16 protein-coding genes and 2 tRNA genes are annotated in these 18,590 nt (G+C 51.5%); 3 read left to right on the top strand and 15 right to left on the bottom strand.

The features are described 5' to 3' along the window. Nucleotides 1-43 precede the first annotated feature (43 nt). From DW769_RS12955 to tadA, 5 genes are all read right to left on the bottom strand, one after another. Nucleotides 44-117, bottom strand: a tRNA-Pro gene (locus DW769_RS12955). 236 nt (nucleotides 118-353) lie between these two features. Then, nucleotides 354-1,649 (bottom strand): PcsB-like coiled-coil domain-containing protein, encoded by a 1,296-nt coding sequence (locus DW769_RS12950; protein WP_118750467.1) that lies wholly within the window; start codon nucleotides 1,647-1,649, stop codon nucleotides 354-356. 190 nt (nucleotides 1,650-1,839) lie between these two features. After that, nucleotides 1,840-3,273 carry an RsmF rRNA methyltransferase first C-terminal domain-containing protein gene (locus DW769_RS12945; protein WP_118750466.1) on the bottom strand — a complete coding sequence of 478 codons (1,434 nt, stop codon included), beginning with the start codon at nucleotides 3,271-3,273 and terminating at the stop codon, nucleotides 1,840-1,842. Between the two features lie 172 nt (nucleotides 3,274-3,445). Continuing rightward, nucleotides 3,446-3,531, bottom strand: a tRNA-Ser gene (locus DW769_RS12940). A 179-nt stretch (nucleotides 3,532-3,710) separates the two neighbouring features. Then, on the bottom strand, nucleotides 3,711-4,259 hold the full coding sequence (gene tadA / locus DW769_RS12935) for a tRNA adenosine(34) deaminase TadA (protein ID WP_022461309.1): 549 nt from the start codon (nucleotides 4,257-4,259) through the stop codon (nucleotides 3,711-3,713). Nucleotides 4,260-4,366: 107 nt separating this feature from the next. Between tadA and DW769_RS12930 the strand changes: the two genes are divergently transcribed. Continuing rightward, entirely contained in the window at nucleotides 4,367-5,548 is a 1,182-nt protein-coding gene (locus tag DW769_RS12930; RefSeq protein ID WP_118750465.1) for a DUF6128 domain-containing protein, read from the top strand. An 8-nt stretch (nucleotides 5,549-5,556) separates the two neighbouring features. Here the strand turns inward: DW769_RS12930 and DW769_RS12925 are convergent, their stop codons facing one another. The 4 genes from DW769_RS12925 to DW769_RS12910 all read right to left on the bottom strand — a co-directional run bounded on the left by DW769_RS12925 (nucleotide 5,557) and on the right by DW769_RS12910 (nucleotide 10,579). Continuing rightward, on the bottom strand, nucleotides 5,557-6,252 hold the full coding sequence (locus tag DW769_RS12925; protein ID WP_022461311.1) for an anaerobic ribonucleoside-triphosphate reductase activating protein: 696 nt from the start codon (nucleotides 6,250-6,252) through the stop codon (nucleotides 5,557-5,559). Nucleotides 6,253-6,354: 102 nt separating this feature from the next. Further along, complete coding sequence (gene trpS / locus DW769_RS12920) at nucleotides 6,355-7,440, bottom strand: tryptophan--tRNA ligase (RefSeq protein WP_022461312.1); 1,086 nt, start codon at nucleotides 7,438-7,440, stop codon at nucleotides 6,355-6,357. A gap of 163 nt (nucleotides 7,441-7,603) precedes the next feature. After that, the gene (locus DW769_RS12915) at nucleotides 7,604-8,368 is read right to left on the bottom strand and encodes a YlmH family RNA-binding protein (RefSeq protein ID WP_022461313.1); all 765 of its coding nucleotides are present in this window, start codon (nucleotides 8,366-8,368) and stop codon (nucleotides 7,604-7,606) included. A gap of 66 nt (nucleotides 8,369-8,434) precedes the next feature. Then, nucleotides 8,435-10,579: a Tex family protein gene (locus DW769_RS12910; RefSeq protein ID WP_118750464.1), complete on the bottom strand. Its 2,145-nt coding sequence runs from the start codon at nucleotides 10,577-10,579 to the stop codon at nucleotides 8,435-8,437. Between the two features lie 209 nt (nucleotides 10,580-10,788). Between DW769_RS12910 and DW769_RS12905 the strand changes: the two genes are divergently transcribed. Continuing rightward, entirely contained in the window at nucleotides 10,789-11,268 is a 480-nt protein-coding gene (locus tag DW769_RS12905) for a hypothetical protein (protein ID WP_117801393.1), read from the top strand. 19 nt (nucleotides 11,269-11,287) lie between these two features. Beyond that, nucleotides 11,288-12,106 (top strand): DUF975 family protein, encoded by an 819-nt coding sequence (locus DW769_RS12900; RefSeq protein ID WP_055265104.1) that lies wholly within the window; start codon nucleotides 11,288-11,290, stop codon nucleotides 12,104-12,106. 89 nt (nucleotides 12,107-12,195) lie between these two features. Here the strand turns inward: DW769_RS12900 and DW769_RS12895 are convergent, their stop codons facing one another. The 6 genes from DW769_RS12895 to prfB form a co-directional block, all read right to left on the bottom strand. Beyond that, nucleotides 12,196-13,413 carry a homoserine dehydrogenase gene (locus tag DW769_RS12895; RefSeq protein WP_118750463.1) on the bottom strand — a complete coding sequence of 406 codons (1,218 nt, stop codon included), beginning with the start codon at nucleotides 13,411-13,413 and terminating at the stop codon, nucleotides 12,196-12,198. A 30-nt stretch (nucleotides 13,414-13,443) separates the two neighbouring features. Next, entirely contained in the window at nucleotides 13,444-13,890 is a 447-nt protein-coding gene (locus DW769_RS12890) for an ACT domain-containing protein (protein ID WP_118666415.1), read from the bottom strand. Nucleotides 13,891-13,996: 106 nt separating this feature from the next. Next, nucleotides 13,997-14,842, bottom strand: coding sequence for a TPM domain-containing protein (locus DW769_RS12885; RefSeq protein ID WP_118750462.1), 846 nt, complete (start codon nucleotides 14,840-14,842; stop codon nucleotides 13,997-13,999). After that, nucleotides 14,839-15,948 carry a TFIIB-type zinc ribbon-containing protein gene (locus DW769_RS12880; RefSeq protein WP_118750461.1) on the bottom strand — a complete coding sequence of 370 codons (1,110 nt, stop codon included), beginning with the start codon at nucleotides 15,946-15,948 and terminating at the stop codon, nucleotides 14,839-14,841. The genes DW769_RS12885 and DW769_RS12880 overlap by 4 nt, the downstream gene beginning before the upstream one ends. Before the next feature lie 56 nt (nucleotides 15,949-16,004). Further along, nucleotides 16,005-17,258: an SPFH domain-containing protein gene (locus DW769_RS12875; RefSeq protein ID WP_022461321.1), complete on the bottom strand. Its 1,254-nt coding sequence runs from the start codon at nucleotides 17,256-17,258 to the stop codon at nucleotides 16,005-16,007. Nucleotides 17,259-17,369: 111 nt separating this feature from the next. Next, a protein-coding gene (prfB, locus tag DW769_RS12870; RefSeq protein ID WP_117509617.1) for a peptide chain release factor 2 occupies nucleotides 17,370-18,477 on the bottom strand; the annotation gives its coding sequence in 2 pieces (ribosomal slippage) (nucleotides 17,370-18,425 and nucleotides 18,427-18,477; 1,107 coding nt in all). Between the last annotated feature and the right edge of the window lie 113 nt (nucleotides 18,478-18,590).

Raw genomic sequence — 18,590 nt, 5'->3', positions numbered from 1 at the left:
CCGAAGCTCTTGATTGTCAAGGCTTTCGGCATTTTCATTCCAGTCGAAGCGACGGGATTCGAACCCACGACCTCTGCGTCCCGAACGCAGCGCTCTACCAAACTGAGCCACGCTTCGATTTTATTTGTTTTCTGAACTCTCGTCCGTCAACAATAGCTATTATATATGATGTCTATAGGAATGTCAACACCTTTTTTGAAATTTTTTTAATTTTTTTTATTATTGCTTCAAAAGGTACATTTCACACGGGTTTGCAGCCTTTTTGGTGTTCTTTTAGAATGACAGTTTCTGAGAAAGTCAAAAAAAGAGATATGCCGGAAGTTCTGTTCCGGCATATCTCTTATCTTTGTTTCTCAGCTCAGCTGATATACATCTGCATACTGCACGCCGAAGCTCAGCGCCTCGGAATGGCTGCTGCAGAAGATGTCTACGTGGCCGTAAGCGGTTCCGCGGTCTTCTACCGTGTAAACCTGGCCGTTGATCATCAGTTTCGTTCCGAATGGTACACCGCCCATGGCGATCGTTCTTCCTGCGGTCGGTGTGGTTCCGCTCGCGGTGGATCCGCCGGACCACTGTCCGGTACAGATGGAACAGGAGCAATAGCCTGTCAGTTTAAATCTTCCAAGGTATGTTCCGCTGGAGGAGCTGCTGGAAGTATCTGACGCGGATGGACTCTCCGTTGTCGTGGAGGATGCGCTGCTGTCCGAAGAACTGCTTCCGGAGCTGCTGCTTGTATCGGTATCTGCTTTCGCTGCGGCATTTGCTGCTTCTGCGGCTGCGACTCTTGCGGCCTCTGCCTCGGCTGCCTGTTTTCTGGCGGCCTCAGCTTCTGCGGCAGCCTGCTGTGCGGCGGCTGCTGCGGCTGCTTCCTCTTCTGCTTTCTTCTGCGCTGCAATCTCCTCTTCTTTCGCCTGACGGATCAGGTCGTTGATTGCATCTGCTTTGCTGTTGATTTCATCTACCAGTGCACTCTCGCTGGATTTTGCATCGTCCAGCTCTGCGGAGTAGGTACGGAGTTCCTGATAAGCTGCTGCGTACAGCTCCTGGATGGCTTCCTGCTGATCGCTGCTCTGCTGCTGCAGTTCTACGATCGCTGCCTGCTCTTCCTGCACCTGTGTTTCTTTTTCTTTTACCTGGTCTACCGTGTCTTCATACTCCTGCATAAGATCGCGGTCGAAATCGGAAATTTTCTGTATGTATTCTGCCCGGCTGATCAGCTCTGAAATGCTTTTGGAAGAAAAGAGCATTGCCATGTATCCGTTTCCGGAAGAATTTTCATACATATACTGGATACGGAGCTTCATCGCCTCGTACTGCTCTTCTTCTTTTGCTTTTGCATCTTCCAGATCTGCCTGAATCTGTACCAGTTCGTTCTGCTTCGCATCATACTGATCCTGAAGCTCCTGCAGACGGTTCTGCAGATCGTCCAGCTGCTGGTTCAGTTCGGAAAGATATTCTTCTGATTGTCCCTTTTTGGAATTGAGTTCGTCAATCCTGCTCTGTATGCTGTCAAGCTGAGACTGTGCGGCAGCCTGTTCTGCCTGAGCATTTGAAATTTTCTCCTTTGTACTGGCACCATAGCATGGCAGAACAGTTGCTGCCGTAAGCACTGTGGCCAAAACCAGGCTGAATAATTTCTTTTTTTTCATGTCGTACACCTCATACTTATTACGTTCTGTTGCTGATTGTCACTCCAAGTTACTGCGGAAAATGGGTCTTTTTTCCCGCCGTACTTTGCCATTATAACACAAGTATGTCTGAAATGAAAGTCTTTTTTAATTTCTGTTAATAACTTTGTAATATTTCGACGTTTTTCCTGCAAAAACTGGCATGATTTTTCTACTTTCTCCATCCAACAGGGTACTTATTTTTCAAGGTTCCATTGACCAATTTGCCCCATCCAAGGCCGAATCCATCGACGCAGACCAGCTTCCAGCCCGACGGCGATACGGTCTCTCCCGGCTCTACGGAAATTGTCTCACCGTGGAGATATTTTTCGGTACGCTCGTCATCTGCCTTTAAATTCATGTAATCTTTGAACTTGTCCGCGGAGAGTGTCACGGCAAACGGCTGTGACGGCTCGAAACGGTCTTTTTTCAGTTCACCGAGATACAGACCGTTCCGCAGGAAATGAAGATTCCGCACGCCATCCGGCAGGGACGGGGAATGGTATACTTTTCCGGCGCGGACTTCCAGTTCCTCAACCGGGATCGGTGCTGTCATCCGGGACAGGAAATCGGAAAGGATCTGTTTTTCTGCTTTCGACGGACCCGGTGCTTCCGTTCCGCGGTCTTTTTTCCGGTTTTTCTGTTTTTTGTTTTTCTTTTCGATCGGTTTTTCTTCTGTCTCATAAGGAATGGCTTCGCCTTTTTTGCGGAACAGGGCAAGGTAATGGCCCTCGCCGTTCATTTTATGCGGCCAGATGCGCACGGTCTTTTCGATCTCCGGATCGCCGTTTCCCCAGACTGGATTGCCTTTTGAAAAACCTTCGTAGCCTTCCATCTCGATCAGTTCCATTTCCGGGAAGTTTTCCAGAAGGAAAGAAACGGTTCCCTCGTCCTCCTGCGGGGCGAAGGTACACGTCGAATACATCATGAGGCCGCCCGGACGCAGCATTTTGACAGCATTCGAGGTGATCTCGCGCTGCAGATCCGCAAAGAAATCCGGCCGCTCCGGGGTCCAGGTGCCGATGACTGCCTCGTCTTTCCGGAACATGCCCTCGCCGGAGCACGGTGTATCCACGAGGATTTTATCGAAGAAGCCCGGGAATACGTCTGCAAGGCCTGCCGGTGTCTCATTGGTGACAAGCACGTTTTCGCTTCCGAACAGCTCCAGATTGCGCAGCAGTGCTTTGGCGCGGGCGTTGCTGATGTCATTGGCGACGAGAAGGCCGGTTCCTTTCAGGCGCGCATTCAGCTCGGTTGCCTTGCCGCCCGGTGCGGCGCAGAGATCGAGCACACGCTCACCCGGTTCGATCGGGAGGCGGGACGCCGGGGTCATGGCGCTTGGCTCCTGCAGATAGAAGACGCCTGCCGCATACAGCGGAGACTGGCCCATGCGCATGCCGTCCGGCACGAAATAGCCGTTTGGAATCCACGGAATTTTCTTCCACGTTCCCGGAACAAGCGGCGGGAAATCTTCGGTCCGGCATTTTTTTGTATTCACACGCAGCCCGGCTGTGCGGGGTGCGTCGTAGGAAGTTAAAAATGCATCAAATTCATCGCCCAGCATGTCCTGCATGCGGGTCAGAAATTCCTGTGGTAACTGCGCCATGTATTGTCTCTCCTTTTTATTTTGCTTTGTTGTGCATCGGTCCCTTTTCGTGAACTGGCGATGTTTTTTCTGTCTTTGTTTCTTTTGTTTTGCATCTATTTCATAATTTCTCACAGAAAAAGAGACAGCTTTTTCGATTTTTCAATCTTTTTGCTGTCTCTTTTTTGCATAGCGGAGAAGAAGGGATTTGAACCCTTGCGCCGTTTCCGACCTACTGGTGTTCGAAGCCAGACCCTTCAGCCTCTTGGGTACTTCTCCGTATTTTGTCAAATACATCATATATTATAGTGCTTTTTTCGGGATTCGTCAATGATTTTTTCGATGGTTTCCGATAGAAATACGGGGATTGTATTTTTTACGGAAATATTCGAAAGTGCAACTTACTCAAACAAATAATCTTCCTCAGGCAGCATCCCATCCCGATGCTGCCTCTCCTTTTATTCTTTCCCTTCTTCCGCCCTCTTCCTCTCTTCTTTTTTCTTCTTTTTCACCACCCGCAGTCTCCTGAAAAACGCACTCAGCATCTCCGAGCACTCTTCTTTCAGCACGCCGCGCTCGACCTTCACCTGATGGTTAAACTCGTGCATTTCCAGCATATTTAAGATCGATCCCGCGCAGCCCGCCTTCGGGTTCATGCTGCCGATGACGACTTCGCTGACTCTCGCCTGTACGATCGCACCGGCGCACATCTGGCACGGTTCCAGGGTGACATACAACGTACAGCCCTCCAGCCGCCAGTCGCCGAGCTTTTTGCTGGCTTTCCGGATCGCATTCAGTTCCGCGTGGGACAGCGTGTTTTTATCCGTATTTCTGCGGTTATACCCCCGCGCAATCACCTTTCCCTCGTACACAATCACACAGCCGATCGGCACTTCCATCAGCTTTTCCGCTTTCTTCGCCTGCGTAATCGCCTGGCGCATGAAGCGTTCCCGTTCTTTCCGGTGCGTTTTTTCCTCCGGCGTTTCCAGCTTTGTTTCTTCTTCCATTGTGCACTTCCTTTCTTCTCTGCGTATATTTTCTGTCCTTCCCGCATATCGTGAACTGTAGCGCAGTATCTTTTTCTACTCTTTTTACTTCTATGCAGGAGGTTTTTATGTCTGATTACCGGCGTTTCATTGCCTATCTATACGAATACCCGAACAACCGCAAGGGCGGATGCTGCGGCTTTGTCCGCGTGGAGTCGCAGAACGGCTTCTGCCGCATGGACTTCCAGATCAAACCGCCGTCTCTTCCGCCGGAGACCTCGGTCACGGTCTACGGATTTATCCGCCGGTCAGGGCGGATGTACGGCATTCCGCTCGGAAATCTCCTTGCGGGGCGCTCTTCTACGAGCGGAAAACTCTTCACGCACTCCGATGCCATTGGGCAGACGGATGTCACGCTCGACGAGCTTGGCGGTCTGATCCTGCTCTGCCGCCAGACCGGCGTCATCGCCACCCAGTGGGACGATCTTCCGATTCAGCCGGAGTTTTTCGCTCCCACGCTCCCGCAGGAGCCCAAAACCTCCGAAGACAATGGTACCAGACCGACCGAAGAGAAAACTGCCGAAACACCCGAACCTCTGGATCCCGCCGTACCTGCGCAGTCCCTGCCATCATCAGACGCTTCCAAAGCACAGTTCGATGAACTTTCCACAGAATTCAGCAGCAATTCCGAACCTTATCCACAAAATTCCAGCCCGGAATCCACCGTCTCCACAGAATCCACATCAACTGACACGGTAAACACCGTTCCTGCAGACAGGATCACGCAATCATCCGCCAACACACTCCATCCCGCATCCGCGGAATCTGTGAAAACCGCAGAAAGCTATCCCTCTGCCAACCCGGAACCGCCGCAGCCCATCCCGGATTCTGCCGCCCAGCCGCTACATATGACTTCCGCCGATTTTCCCGCCGCAGCAGCCGTGCCGCCGTCCCGGGCTGCTCTCTATCTCCAGCTTCAGGACCAGTTCCCGGAGTTCCATCCGTTCCCAGATGATGATCTGACCGACTGCCTGCGCCTCTCACTCGACGATCTTCCACAGCTCCGCGCCGCCGGTCTTTCGGTGGATGCGAACCGCTTCGTCCTCCATGGCTCCTCGTCCTATCGCCATCTGCTCCTCGCCCGGAACCGCGACCAGCAGGAACTCTGGTATTTCGGCGTCCCCGGCGTCTACACGCCGAATGAGCAGTTCATGGCAAGCCTCTTCGGCTTTTTCCACTTCAAGCAGGCGATGCGCCCCTCCGAGCTCGCGCCCGATGCCCGCTTCGGCTACTGGTACCGCACGCTTTAAAGCGTTTTTTAATCCACGCCGCGGATCTCCACCGTCTCAATCTTTCCGCGCAGGATCTCGCAGAACTGTTCGAGCTGTTCCCTCGCATACCCCGAGAACCTCGGATCAATCACATAATCCGATTCCCGATAATTCTGCAGGAAGTACCGTTTTGCCCCGGAAAGCCACTTTCCGATCGCTTCGATCTCTTCCCTTCCATGCAGCTCTTTGCAGAGCGTTGTCCGGAACTCATAGTCCACCATGCCGCTCTTTAAAAACTCGACCGACTCATTGATCCGCATCACATCGATCTTTTTCACGCCCGCCGTCTCGCCGTACCGGGACGGCGCGTTTTTGATGTCCATGGCGACGTAGTCGATTTTCTTCTCTTCCACCAGCTTTTTCAAAATCTCCGGCCGGTATCCATTCGTATCGAGCTTCACAAGATATCCCAGTTCCTTAATTTTCGTCACGAACCGCTCCAGATCCGGATCCAGCGTCGGCTCACCGCCCGTCACGCAGACGCCGTCCAGCACGCCGCGCCGCTTTTCAAGCACTGCAAAAATCTCCTCCTCCGGAATCACCGGCTCCCATTCGGGATGCTGCACGAGATTTCCGTTCTGGCAGAACGGGCAGCGGAAATTACATCCGCCCGAAAACAGTGTGCACGCCACCTTGCCCGGGTAATCCAGCAGCGTCAGCTTTTGAAATCCATGTATGACCATATGCTATCCTCTCCGACCGCAGGACTTCGAACTTTCGTCCGCCCTGCAACAGAAAAAGCGGAACCATAATGTCCGCTTTTTCCATTCATCTTCTATTGGTAATTATTTGCCGTAACGCTCTGCCTGGGAACGGATCAGGTCCAGATCATCAAAATAGTTGATTTTCATGGCTGCTTTGACATCCGCCAGTGTCTGAGCGGCAACTTTTTCTGCCTCTTCGCTGCCTTTTTTCAGCATCTCATAGATCGCCGGAATGTCTTTTTCCAGCTCTTTTCTGCGATTGCGGATCGGCTCTAAGGTCTCCTGCAGTACATTGTTCAGGAACTTCTTCACTTTGACATCGCCAAGGCCGCCTCTCTGGTAATGTGCTTTCAGCTCGTCGAGATTTGCGTAATCCGGCAGATAGCGCTCGAAGTGCTCCGGCTGGCAGAATGCATCGAGATAGGTAAATACGGTATTTCCCTCGATCTTGCCCGGATCGGTGATCTTGATGTGATCCGGGTCGGTGTACATGCTCATGACTTTTTTCTTGATCTCATCCGGCTCCTCGGACAGGTAAATGCAGTTTCCGAGCGATTTACTCATCTTCGCTTTTCCATCGATACCCGGCAGACGTCTGCAGGAATCATTCTCCGGCAGCATAATCTTCGGCTGCACAAGTGCTTCGCCATAAACTGTATTGAATTTGTGGACGATCTCCTGTGTCTGCTCGATCATCGGCATCTGATCTTCTCCAACCGGAACGGTCGTTGCCTTGAATGCAGTGATATCGGCTGCCTGGCTGATCGGGTAGGTGAAGAATCCAACCGGGATGCTCGCCTCAAAGTTTCTCATCTGGATCTCCGATTTTACGGTTGGGTTTCTCTGCAGTCTGGAAACCGTAACGAGATTCATATAATAGAAAGAAAGCTCGCACAGTTCCGGAATCTGAGACTGAATAAAGATGGTGCTCTTTTCCGGATCAAGTCCGCAGGAAAGGTAATCCAGTGCTACCTCCAGAATGTTCTGGCGCACCTTCTCCGGGTTGTCCGCATTGTCGGTCAGCGCCTGTGCGTCTGCAATCATGATGTAAATTTTATCGAATTCACCGGAGTTCTGCAGCTCTACGCGGCGGCGCAGTGAACCAACGTAATGTCCTACATGCAGCTTGCCGGTCGGTCGGTCACCGGTCAGTATAATTTTTCCCATTTTTCTTCCTGCCTTCCTGATACGTAATCTTCGCAGTCCGCTTCTGTATGAAAAATTTCATGAAAATTCTCATAACTGCGGACCTTCTACATACCCTCTATAATACCGTCTTTTTACAAACACTGTCAATGGTCTTTTCCGGTAAAATTCCTCAAAATATCTATTATGAGACAAATCGTTCAACAGCCACGTACAGCCTTCCCTTTTTCGTCTGATTCTGCACGCCAACATAGCGGAATTTTCCCATATGGCGCACGGTCACGAGATCGTCCTCTTTTAATGACGCGCTCGGCGACGTCACCAGTTTTCCATTAATAAACACCTGGCCGCCCTCGATCAGCGGCACCATTTTGCTCCGCGAACTGCTGAACGCCAGCGACAGCACCGCATCGAGCCGCACGGAAGCGACGGAGCCTTCTTTCCGCTCGGTTTTCGGCTCCGTCAGCTCCTCCGGCAGTCCCGCCTCGACTTCACAGTACACGCTCGTATGGCGCACTTTTTTCAGCTCCGCACAGATGTAGTCCGCCATATCCGCCATACAGATCAGATACGCCTGGTTTCCATCGATCAGAATGTCTCCCAGCTTATACCGCTCCACGCCGAGATTCATCAGTGATCCTAAGAAATCACGGTGTGACAGCGCATCCGCAAATTTTTCATTCAGCGGGCTGATGCGCACGACTGCTATCGGAAGCATCGACGCATCACCGTCCTCTGCATAGGATGGCAGAAACAGCGCCGCTTTCCGCTCTGCCGCCTCGTATCCGCCGGACAGCACGTAACGCACGCCCGGGATTTTATTTACCGTACGGTAGAACAGATCCTGCTCCGCCAGCGTCAGAAACTCCGTGTGTGACGGAACATCCCTGTGATAACACTGCTCTGCCAGATCCTGAATCCGTCCGACCAGCACTTCTTCCTCATTCATGGTAATCCCCCTTTGATACACCGCGGGCTGCCCCTGTTTTCTTTCGGGCAGCCCACGTATCACACTTTATTTATCCAGCAGCATCGACAGCCCGATCCGCTTCTTCGCCAGATCAAGGCTGATGACCTTCACTTCCACGATATCGCCGACGCTCACAGCCTCCAGCGGATGCTTGATGAAGCGTTTCGTCATCTGGGAAATGTGGACGAGTCCGTCCTGATGCACGCCGATATCGACGAATGCACCGAAGTCAATGACGTTGCGCACGGTTCCCTTTAAGATCATGCCGACCTTCAGGTCCTTCATATCGAGCACGTCGGTGCGCAGGATCGGGCGCGGCATCTCGTCACGCGGGTCACGGCCAGGCTTCTGCAGCTCTTTGATGATATCGCGCAGCGTAATCTCGCCGACACCGATCTCCTCTGCCATCTTTTTGTAATCTTTGATGAAGAACGCCGTCGGTCCATCGCTGATCTGCTCTGTCTTCATATTTAACTTTGCAAACAGCTTCTCGACTGCCTCGTAGCTCTCCGGATGAACGCTTGTGCCGTCCAGCGGATTTTTGCCGCCGGTGATGCGCATAAAGCCCGCGCACTGCTCAAACGCCTTCGGTCCGAGTTTTGCCACTTTCAGGAGCTCTTTTCTGCTCTCGAAACGGCCGTTCTCCTCGCGGTATGCCACGATGTTTTTTGCTATCACCTTGCTGACACCGGAAATGTATTCCAGCAGCGACGCGGATGCCGTGTTCAGATCGACACCGACTTTATTCACGCAGTCCTCAACGACACCGCCGAGCGCCTCGCCGAGCTTCTTCTGGTTCATATCGTGCTGATACTGGCCGACACCGATGGATTTCGGATCGATTTTGACAAGCTCTGCCAGCGGATCCTGCACACGGCGTGCGATGGAAGCGGCGCTTCGCTGTCCGACATCAAAGTTTGGAAATTCCTCGGTTGCCAGCTTGCTTGCGGAGTAAACGGACGCTCCTGCCTCGTTTGTGATCACATACGCAACCTTCTCCGGGATCTCTTTTAAGATCTCGACGATGATCTGCTCGGACTCACGGCTTGCAGTTCCGTTTCCGACAGAAATCAGGGTGACGCCGTATTTGTGGATCAGATCTTTTACGGTCGCTTTTGCTGCTGCAATCTTCTTCTCGTTCGTCGGCGCGGTCGGGTAAACCACGGTGGTATCGAGCACTTTTCCGGTCGCATCGACAACGGCCAGCTTGCATCCCGTACGGAACGCCGGGTCCCATCCAAGGACAACCTGGCCTGCGATCGGCGGCTGCATCAGAAGCTGCTCAAGGTTCTTTCCAAAGACCTTGATCGCACCATCCTCTGCCTTTTCGGTGAGCTGATTTCTGACCTCACGCTCGATGGCCGGAGCGATCAGACGGTTGTAGGCATCCTCGATGGTCGCCTGCAGAACCGGCTTTGTCTGCGGATTCTCTTTGGTGATGATTTTTTTCTCGAGATAACGCAGGATTTCTTCCGTCGGCGCTTCAATTTTGACGTTCAGGAATTTTTCTTTCTCACCGCGGTTCAGTGCCAGCACACGGTGTCCGGCAATTTTCGATACCGGCTCGGAAAACTCATAGTAATTCTCGTAAACGGACTCTGCTTTCTCATCCTTTGCTGTCGAGACGATCAGGCCCTTCGCCTCGGTTCTGCGGCGGATCTCCATACGGTAATCGGCCTCATCGGAAATGCTCTCGGCGATGATGTCGCAGGCACCAGCAATGGCGTCTTTTGCCGTTTTGACTTCCTTTTCTTCTGAAACAAAAGCCTCTGCCTCTTTTTCGAGCGGCTCTTTTGTCATCTGCAGAAGAATGATATTCGCCAGCGGCTCCAGTCCTTTTTCTTTTGCGATCGTCGCACGCGTCCGGCGTTTCGGACGGTACGGGCGGTATAAATCCTCTACGACCACGAGAGTTGCGGCCTCTTCGATGGATTTTTTCAGTTCTGCGGTCAGCTTGCCCTGCTCCTCGATGCTCGCAAGGACAACGGCCTTGCGGTCATTTAAACTGCGCAGGTACATCAGACGATCGTACAGATTTCGCAGTATCTCATCGTTTAAGGAACCTGTTGCTTCTTTTCGATATCGTGAAATAAAAGGGATCGTGTTTCCCTCGTCAATCAGTTTCACTGCAGCTTCTACCTGCCACGGTTTGACGTTCAGCTCAGCTGCCAATACCTGATTCATATCCATAGGTAAATTCCTCCTGTTGTCTCTTCCAAAACACGCTGTTCCTTCTCTGTTTTTCCCGCATAAAAAGCGGGACCCTTGGCGGAACAGCCACTCTATTACCTTATCAATAGGTCTTGTTTTTGTCAACCTTACATGATAAAATCTTTACTATAGCTTTTTTGACAGACTGCGTGTGAAACCGCGCTTTTTTGCAGAAGAAAGGACATTTTATGACACCAGAAAATTACGATCCAAACACCAATGAGTCCGGAGATTCCTATCAGTCCTCCCATCCGTACGGCGTGCCTGAGGGCCAGCGTCCCGGACCGTATCAGCATTACCAGCAGCAGCCTCCCGTACAGCCGCCGCGCAGGACGGGTTCGCAGGCCCTTGCGGCCGCTTCGATGGTCATGGCGATCTGCTCCTTTTTGTTCATGCTCAACATGGGTTCCCTGTTTTTCGGCTCGCTCGGCGTGATCTTCGCCCTTTTAAGCCGCGGCGCAGGACGCATGAGCGGCACGGCAAAAGCCGGTCTTGCGGGCTGTACCATCGGCATAATTGTCGGTATCTGCATCATGTATGCTTTCCTGCTTTTCAACATGGTCAGCGGCGGCAGCACCAACCTGCTCGAGCGGTATTACAATCAGTACATGCAGGAATACCAGATGACACCGGATAACGGAACAACCACCGACGGAAATACCATCTAGGTACCAGAAAGGATTTTTCATGAACGGACAAAAACAGAAATTTTCAGAACTGAAAAAGCAGGCCCGTGAGGCCATGGCAGGCCGATGCGGCACGCTGGTGGGCGCAACCGCGATCAACCTGTTTCTCACCTTCTCCTGCTCCCTCATCCCGACGCTGATTTTTTCAGGCACAACGCTGTACGATATCATTTTCCTGAATCTGACGCTGTTCCTGTTTTCCCTGCTCCTCAGCCTCTTCCAGGCAGGCTACTTAAAGATCTGCCTCTCAACGCTGCGCGGGGAACCGATTTCCGTCGGTGATATGCTCTACGCTTTCTATCACCACCCGGACCAGTACGTGCTGATGTTCCTTATCATCAACGGCATCAGCTCCGTGATCGCCCTGATTTCCAGCATTCCAGGCTTCCAGTATCTTTCCTCCCCGAGTGCGGAACTGACGCTTGGAACAGCACTTTCCATCGAGGCCGAGCTTTCTTCGCTCATGAATGTTTACGTTTATAAGCTGATCGGCTCTCTCGTTTCCACGCTGGTGCTGGTTCCGTTTTCCCTTTCCACCTTCGTGATGAACGACGCTCCCGGCATCGGCCCGATCCAGGCAATTCGCCAGAGCTTTGCGATGATGAAGAAGAACTTTTTCCGCTACATTCTGCTTCTCTTAAGTTTCTTAGGGCTTGAGATTCTCGCATCCTGTTCCTGTGCCATCGGCTTTTTGTGGGTAATGCCCTATATGCAGATCACGATGGCTGCGTTCTATCAGGAACGGAAAGATGTCCTGTATCCGGCATCGGAACCGGTGGGATATGATACGGATTCCTTTGGATCCGGCACAGATCTTTAAAAATAAATTTTAAGATAACTAAAAAGACGTTTCACACCCCTTGCTTTACGGCTGTGAAACGTCTTTTTAGTTATGTCTATTTCGAGATCTTAAATTCTCGCGCGGATTCTGCTCTGGATTCCGTCGAGTTTCTCTGCTTTTTCTCTGTACTCCTGCTCTGTGATTTCGCCGGTAATAAATGCGAACTCCTCGGATAGGCTTGGAACTGCTACGATTTCCACTTTTCCGAACAGCTCCTCGATCTCTGCCTGGCGCTCTGCGGCGTGGCCGGATACGCGGACGAAGAAGCGGCTCTGTACATCATCGATCTGCAGCAGGTCCAGTTTTTCCTCACTCCAGCTCATCATGACGTTTCTGCCTTTGTTCTTTGCACAGTCTACGACATCGGCTACAACGGCACTTGCGGTCGGGAGCTTTCCTGCTCCACTTCCGTAGAACATCGCATCACCCAGTACATTTCCGTGGATGAAGATGGCATTGAAGACACCGTTTACGCTGTACAGCGGGTTTTTCGCGTCGATCATCACCGGACTTACCATGGCGTAATACTGATCACCCACCTTGCGGCTTGTTGCAAGCAGCTTGATCGCGGTTCCCATCGAAGTCGCATATTTGATGTCCTCTGCGGTGATCTTTGTGATTCCCTCGGTGTAAACCTCTTCGTAATTGACTTCTTTTCCATAGGCAAGAGAAGAAAGAATCGCAATTTTACGGCAGGCATCGTAGCCTTCTACGTCTGCTTCCGGGTTGCGCTCTGCGTAGCCAAGGCGCTGTGCCTCTTTTAACACATCGGCAAAATCGGAACCGTCGCTTGCCATTTTGCTTAAGATGTAGTTTGTCGTACCGTTTAAGATACCCGTTACTTCATCGATCTCATCTGCAGTCAGGGAGGAGTTTAACGGACGGATGATCGGGATACCGCCGCCGCAGCTTGCCTCAAACAGATAATTTGCGCCGTGCTCTTTTGCAATTGCAAGAAGCTCGGTACCGTGTCTTGCCACCAGCTCTTTGTTGGATGTGCAGACGCTCTTTCCAGCCTCCAGCGCACGTTTTGTGAAGGTGTAAGCCGGCTCAACGCCGCCCATAACCTCGACAACAATATCAACCTCCGGATCGTTTGCGATCACTTCGTAATCATGTACCAGCACTTTTTCCACTGGATCTCCCGGGAAATCTCTTAAATCCAGAACGTATTTGATATTAATTTCGTTCTCTGCTCTCTTGTTGATGCTGTCATGGTTCGTGTTGATCACTTCTACCACACCGGAACCAACCGTGCCATATCCTAATACTGCAATCTGAATCATCTCTTTTGTCCCTCTCTTGCTTTTTCTTTTTCAGGACTCCTGTCCTAATATTTTAAAATAATGAACTCCCTGTCTGGACTCAATCTCGTTAATCATCTCCGAGGCGTCTCCCCGGTCTTCCGCGATATCCACGCTGATCGTCAGCGATGCCACGCCGTTTAACGGGATGGTCTGATGAATGGTCAGAATGTTTCCGTGAAACCCGGCAATAATCTTCAGCACATCGGAAAGCAGTCCCGGCTCATCGTCCATCTGCAGAATAAATGTAATCGTTTTTCCTTTTGCGTTGTCATGAAAAGGAAGAATATCATCTTTGTATTTATAGAAAGAGCTTCTGCTGATTCCCGCTTTTTCCGTTGCCTGCTGCACGGTAAGCTCCTGCATATCCATCAGCCGTTTGGCCTCGATGACCTTCAAAAGAACCTCGGGAACCGCTTTTTCTTTGATTACATAGTACTTTGTTTTCTCTTCTCTCATGGCAATCCTCTACCTTTATACTCTTTCCAGGAAATACATTTGTTTTCACAGGAAAGATCGTACCATATTCCGACACAATACGCAAGGAATTTTTTCGAATCGGTTTTCAGAAGCCAATGCTTCCGCCGCCGTGACTGTTTCCGCTCGACGAAGTGTGAACGGTGCTTCCGCCGCCACCTCCGCCGCCAGAAACGCCTCCGCCGTGGTTTCCATCATCCTTCTGGATTTTGTGCATCGATACATGACGGTCGATCAGCACATCCCTGCGGTCTCTGATGTTTACGCGTTTCAGATCCGCATAGCTCTTTGCACCACGGTTTTTCTTTCGTCTGTAGCTCTTCCAGATTCCAAAATAAACAAGAATTCCTGTCGCAGCCGCTGCGATAACAGAAATAAGAGCTTCCGTGCTGTTGATTTTGCGGTAATGAATAATGGAACCGTCTTCTGTAATCAGATAGTCCGCATCGGAAACGCCTCGGTCGAAGCATTCCTGCGTCATCGTAATCATTTTTGCAAAGGTTCCCGCATAGTCGCCGTCTTTCGCGTAGCCCTGCGCCGCCTGCAGGATATCATCAATTTCCGCATCGGACATATAATACTGCATAATACCGGACGTCGAAATCACGATCTGGCGCTGTCCCATGTCGATAAGGAAGCAGACACCGTTTGGCTCTTTCGGATACTTTTTGTCATAAAAATCATCTGCAATCGCCTGACAGTCCTCGGAACCGCTGCTGCGCTCGGTCAGGATGACCATATGAATTTCCGTATTGTTCTCGAACTCCGCGCAGGATCTCTCGAGGTCCTGCTCCTCCGCATCGGAAAGAAGCGATGCATTGTCGTAGATATGCTGGGATTCGGCTTTTACGGTATTCACAGAAAAAATCCCGCACAGCAGAAGGGCCGCAAAAATCCCGAGCAGATATTGTCCTGCTTTTTTCATTCTTCTCATGCGAAATACCCTCCTATCAGCATCACAATCAGAACCAGAAGAGCACTCACAGCCGACGTCAGAAGGGCTCTCTTCCGCTCATAGGGAAAATCGCCGTTGATCGTTCCAGTCTGGCCGTTCATCGCGTAGTAATAAACCTTTCCGTCTTTTCCCGGATACGTCAGTGTCCAGACCGGAAACAGTACGTAACGCCAGTCCTCCCGCTTTGGAGAAAGCTTCATTTTCTCCTGCTCGAGGGAGAGATACTCGTTCGCCTCGTTCCGCATTGCGCCGCGCGCCATCGTCTCCAGTTCTTTTTTCAGTTCCGGTGCGATCTGCGCCTGTTCGATATCACGTTTTTCCGCCTGAAATCCGGAAAGATAGCCCATAGAAAACGGCTGCATCTCCTCCAGACGATAGGGCTGCACGCATTCGATCAGATCGCGGTCGGCCTTGTTCAGAGCGTTACGCGACAGACCGTCCACACGGACCTCTCCCTCCCGGCGGACATCGTAGATGCTGGTCTCTGTGTACTCCACATCACCGGTCTGCCAGACTCTCACCTTCCGGCCGCGCGCTATGTAATCCGTCTCAAAGTCTCCGCCGTAAATCCAGTACGGGAAATAGACACCTGTCATCTTCTGTACCTGACTCTTTTCGAAAAAATCCTTCGGAATAAAGTGTTTCTTCCGGGTAAATGACAAAAATTTCTCGATTGCCTGCTCCTTGCTGATTTTGAACGGCAGCACAAAATCCGGCATATATTCTCCCGAAAGCCGGCCGGAAAGCACCACCGGGTTGTGGCAGTAGAAACAGTATGTCGCTGCCGTCGTCGCATCGGTCACAATCTCGGCGCCGCAGTTCGGGCAGGTGTAGACAACTGCTTCGCCCTGCTCTGTTTCCCCTTTTGTTTCCTCCGTACTGCTTTCCTTCTGTGCATCGGATGCTTCCTGTGCACCGGCAGCATCGTCCTCCCCGTTCAGCGCTTCCGCTGCTTTCGGGTTCGCCTTTTCGGCTTCTTCCTGTGTAAACGAGGACAGGCAGTACTCGCATTTATACTTTCCGCTTGCCGGATCGAAGGTCAGATCGCCTCCGCAGTTCGGGCATTTGTATGTAATAACCTCCATATTCTATCCCTCCTTCCCCGGAGCCGCTGTTGTATTGGATGGTTATCTGTTTTCTTTTACTGTCTTGGTTTTCCGCAGTTCGAGCAGAACTTGCCGGTATTCTCCGTTCCGCATGCGCAGACCCATTTTCCTGCCGCTTCCGGTTTCGGGCTGCCACAGTTCGAACAGAATTTACCGCTGTTCTCGGTTCCACACTTGCCGCAGATCCACACCATCGGCTTTGCACTTCCGCAGTTTGAGCAGAAATTGCCGGTGTTCTCCGTTCCGCAGGAGCATTTCCATACGCCTTTTGCAGCTTCCTGCTGTGCCTTGGCTGCCGCCTGCTGCTGCATCTGCTGCTGATTCGAAGCGGACGCCGATGCAAACGAGGAACCGAAGGCATTCATGCCCATCTGAACACCCATAAAGCCGTTCATGGCTCCGTTTGGGTTGGCTGCTGCTTTCTCCATACTGCGTGCCATCGCTCCCTGTACATAGCCCTCACGGATCGATGGATCAGACATCATCGCACCTTCGTTGCGCATCTGGATCAGTTTCTGGGAAGCTTCATCGTAGGAAAGGCTTGCGATTGCCACGGACTGGATCTCCATGCCGCGCATTGCCCGCCAGCTCTCATCCATCGCATCTGCCATGTAGCGGGACAGCTCGGCGCTCTTGGATGCTGCGAACGAAATGCGGATGCCGTCGGCTGCCATCTGATTGATCGAGGACTGCAGGCCCTCTAAAAATTCGTTCATATACTGCTCGTTGATATCCTCGATCTCTACGCGGGATGCGTTTCTCGGCACAGCCTCTGCGTAGAAGCGGAGCGGATCGATGATGCGGATGGAATAGGAACCGTGTGCCCGAAGGAACAGCTCGGCATTGTAGAACTGGTCGAAATAGTTGACCGGATTTCTCGTTCCGAATTTGATTCCCTTGATTTCCTGCAGATTAATATAGAAAACTCTCTGCTCATGCGGGGTCTGGCCGCCGAATTTCAGGCGCTCAAACGTATCTTTTACGGCTGCGTCAAGCGATCCGCTGAACATCGACGGAGACGATGACTGGTCTACGGTAAAGTAGCCCGGCTCTGCGGTGTAATCAATGATCTTTCCGCCGTCCACCAGCATCATAAACTGATTGTCATAGACATGGATCACAGAACCGTTTGAAATCGTCTGGCTTCCCTTTTTATTCTGGCCTTTTCTTACCAGAATTCCCTCTGTAAATACCGTATGTTCCCCCATCTCATACGGTTCCACGGTCTCCAGCCACTGATCGGCGAAACTGCCGTGTACTGCATTGACTGCTGCTCTGATAATACCCATACTTTTACCTCCTGTTTGCCTTTGGCTTCAAAACAGAAAGGAGCATTTCCGTCCTCTGTTGGTGAAAATGCTCCTTATTTTACTTGTCACTGTGCTCTGCCCACAGCCGAATTATGCTTCTTCCTCTTTCGCTCCGGTTCCGAGGGCAATCCACTTCAGATATGCGTTGATAAACAGATCAATTCCGCCGTCCATGACTGCATCGACGTTTCCGGTCTCTGCGTTGGTACGGTGGTCTTTGACCATGGTGTATGGCTGCATAACGTAAGAACGGATCTGGTTGCCCCAGCCGATCTCGGTTACTTCGCCGCGGATGTCGCTCAGCTTATCTGCCTGCTCCTGGAGTTTCAGCATATACAATTTTGCTTTCAGCATCTGCATTGCCTTGTCCTTGTTCTGGAACTGGGAACGCTCATTCTGGCACGTAACCACGATGCCGGTCGGCATATGCGTGATTCGGATCGCCGATGACGTCTTGTTGATGTGCTGTCCGCCGGCACCGCTGGAACGGTACGTATCGATACGGATATCCTCATCACGAACCTCAACATCGATCTCTTTGTCGATATCCGGCATAACATCGCACGATACGAACGATGTCTGGCGTTTTCCTGCCGCGTTGAACGGAGAAATACGGACGAGACGGTGAACGCCTTTTTCGGATTTCAGATAACCGTAAGCGTTTTCGCCGTTGACCTGGAATGTCACGGACTTCACACCGGCCTCATCACCGTCCAGAAAGTCGAGTTCCTCGATCGTAAAGCCTTTGCGTTCTGCCCATCTGGTGTACATACGGTACAGCATGCCGCACCAGTCGCACGCCTCGGTTCCGCCTGCACCTGCGTTCAGTTTGATGATCGCATTGTCCTTGTCAAATTCGCCGGACAGCAGGGTTTTGATGCGGATGGCATCGAAGGATGCCTTGAACTCTTCCATCATTTCCGCGATTTCCGGAACAACGGAATCGTCATCCTCCTCCTGTCCCATCTCGATCAGAGTTTCCATATCTTCTTTGGCGGATACCAGTTTCTGATACGTATCTCTGTCCTCTTTCATGCTGCTCAGCTGTTTCATCTGCTCCTGCGCTTCTTCGGGGTTGTCCCAGAAATTGGGTTCCTCCATTTTACGCTCTAATTCTTCGATCCTCTGCTCTTTGTTAGCGAGGTCAAAGTGAATCCCTCACTTCCACTAATGGTTTATCGTATGTGCCAAGTTCCATTTTGAACTGGTCTAATTCAACTACCACAAGCTTCACCTGCTTTCTGTTTTATATTTTGTATGACACGCAGCTTCTGGTAGGGAAGCTGCGTGCTTTGTCAAACGGATCGTGCT

It is taken from the genome of Blautia sp. AM29-29 (assembly GCF_003480555.1).
Classification (GTDB): Bacteria; Bacillota; Clostridia; order Lachnospirales; family Lachnospiraceae; genus Fusicatenibacter; species Fusicatenibacter saccharivorans.
Note: the sequence above shows the minus strand (reverse complement) of the source record. Positions and strands in the feature narration are given on the sequence as shown.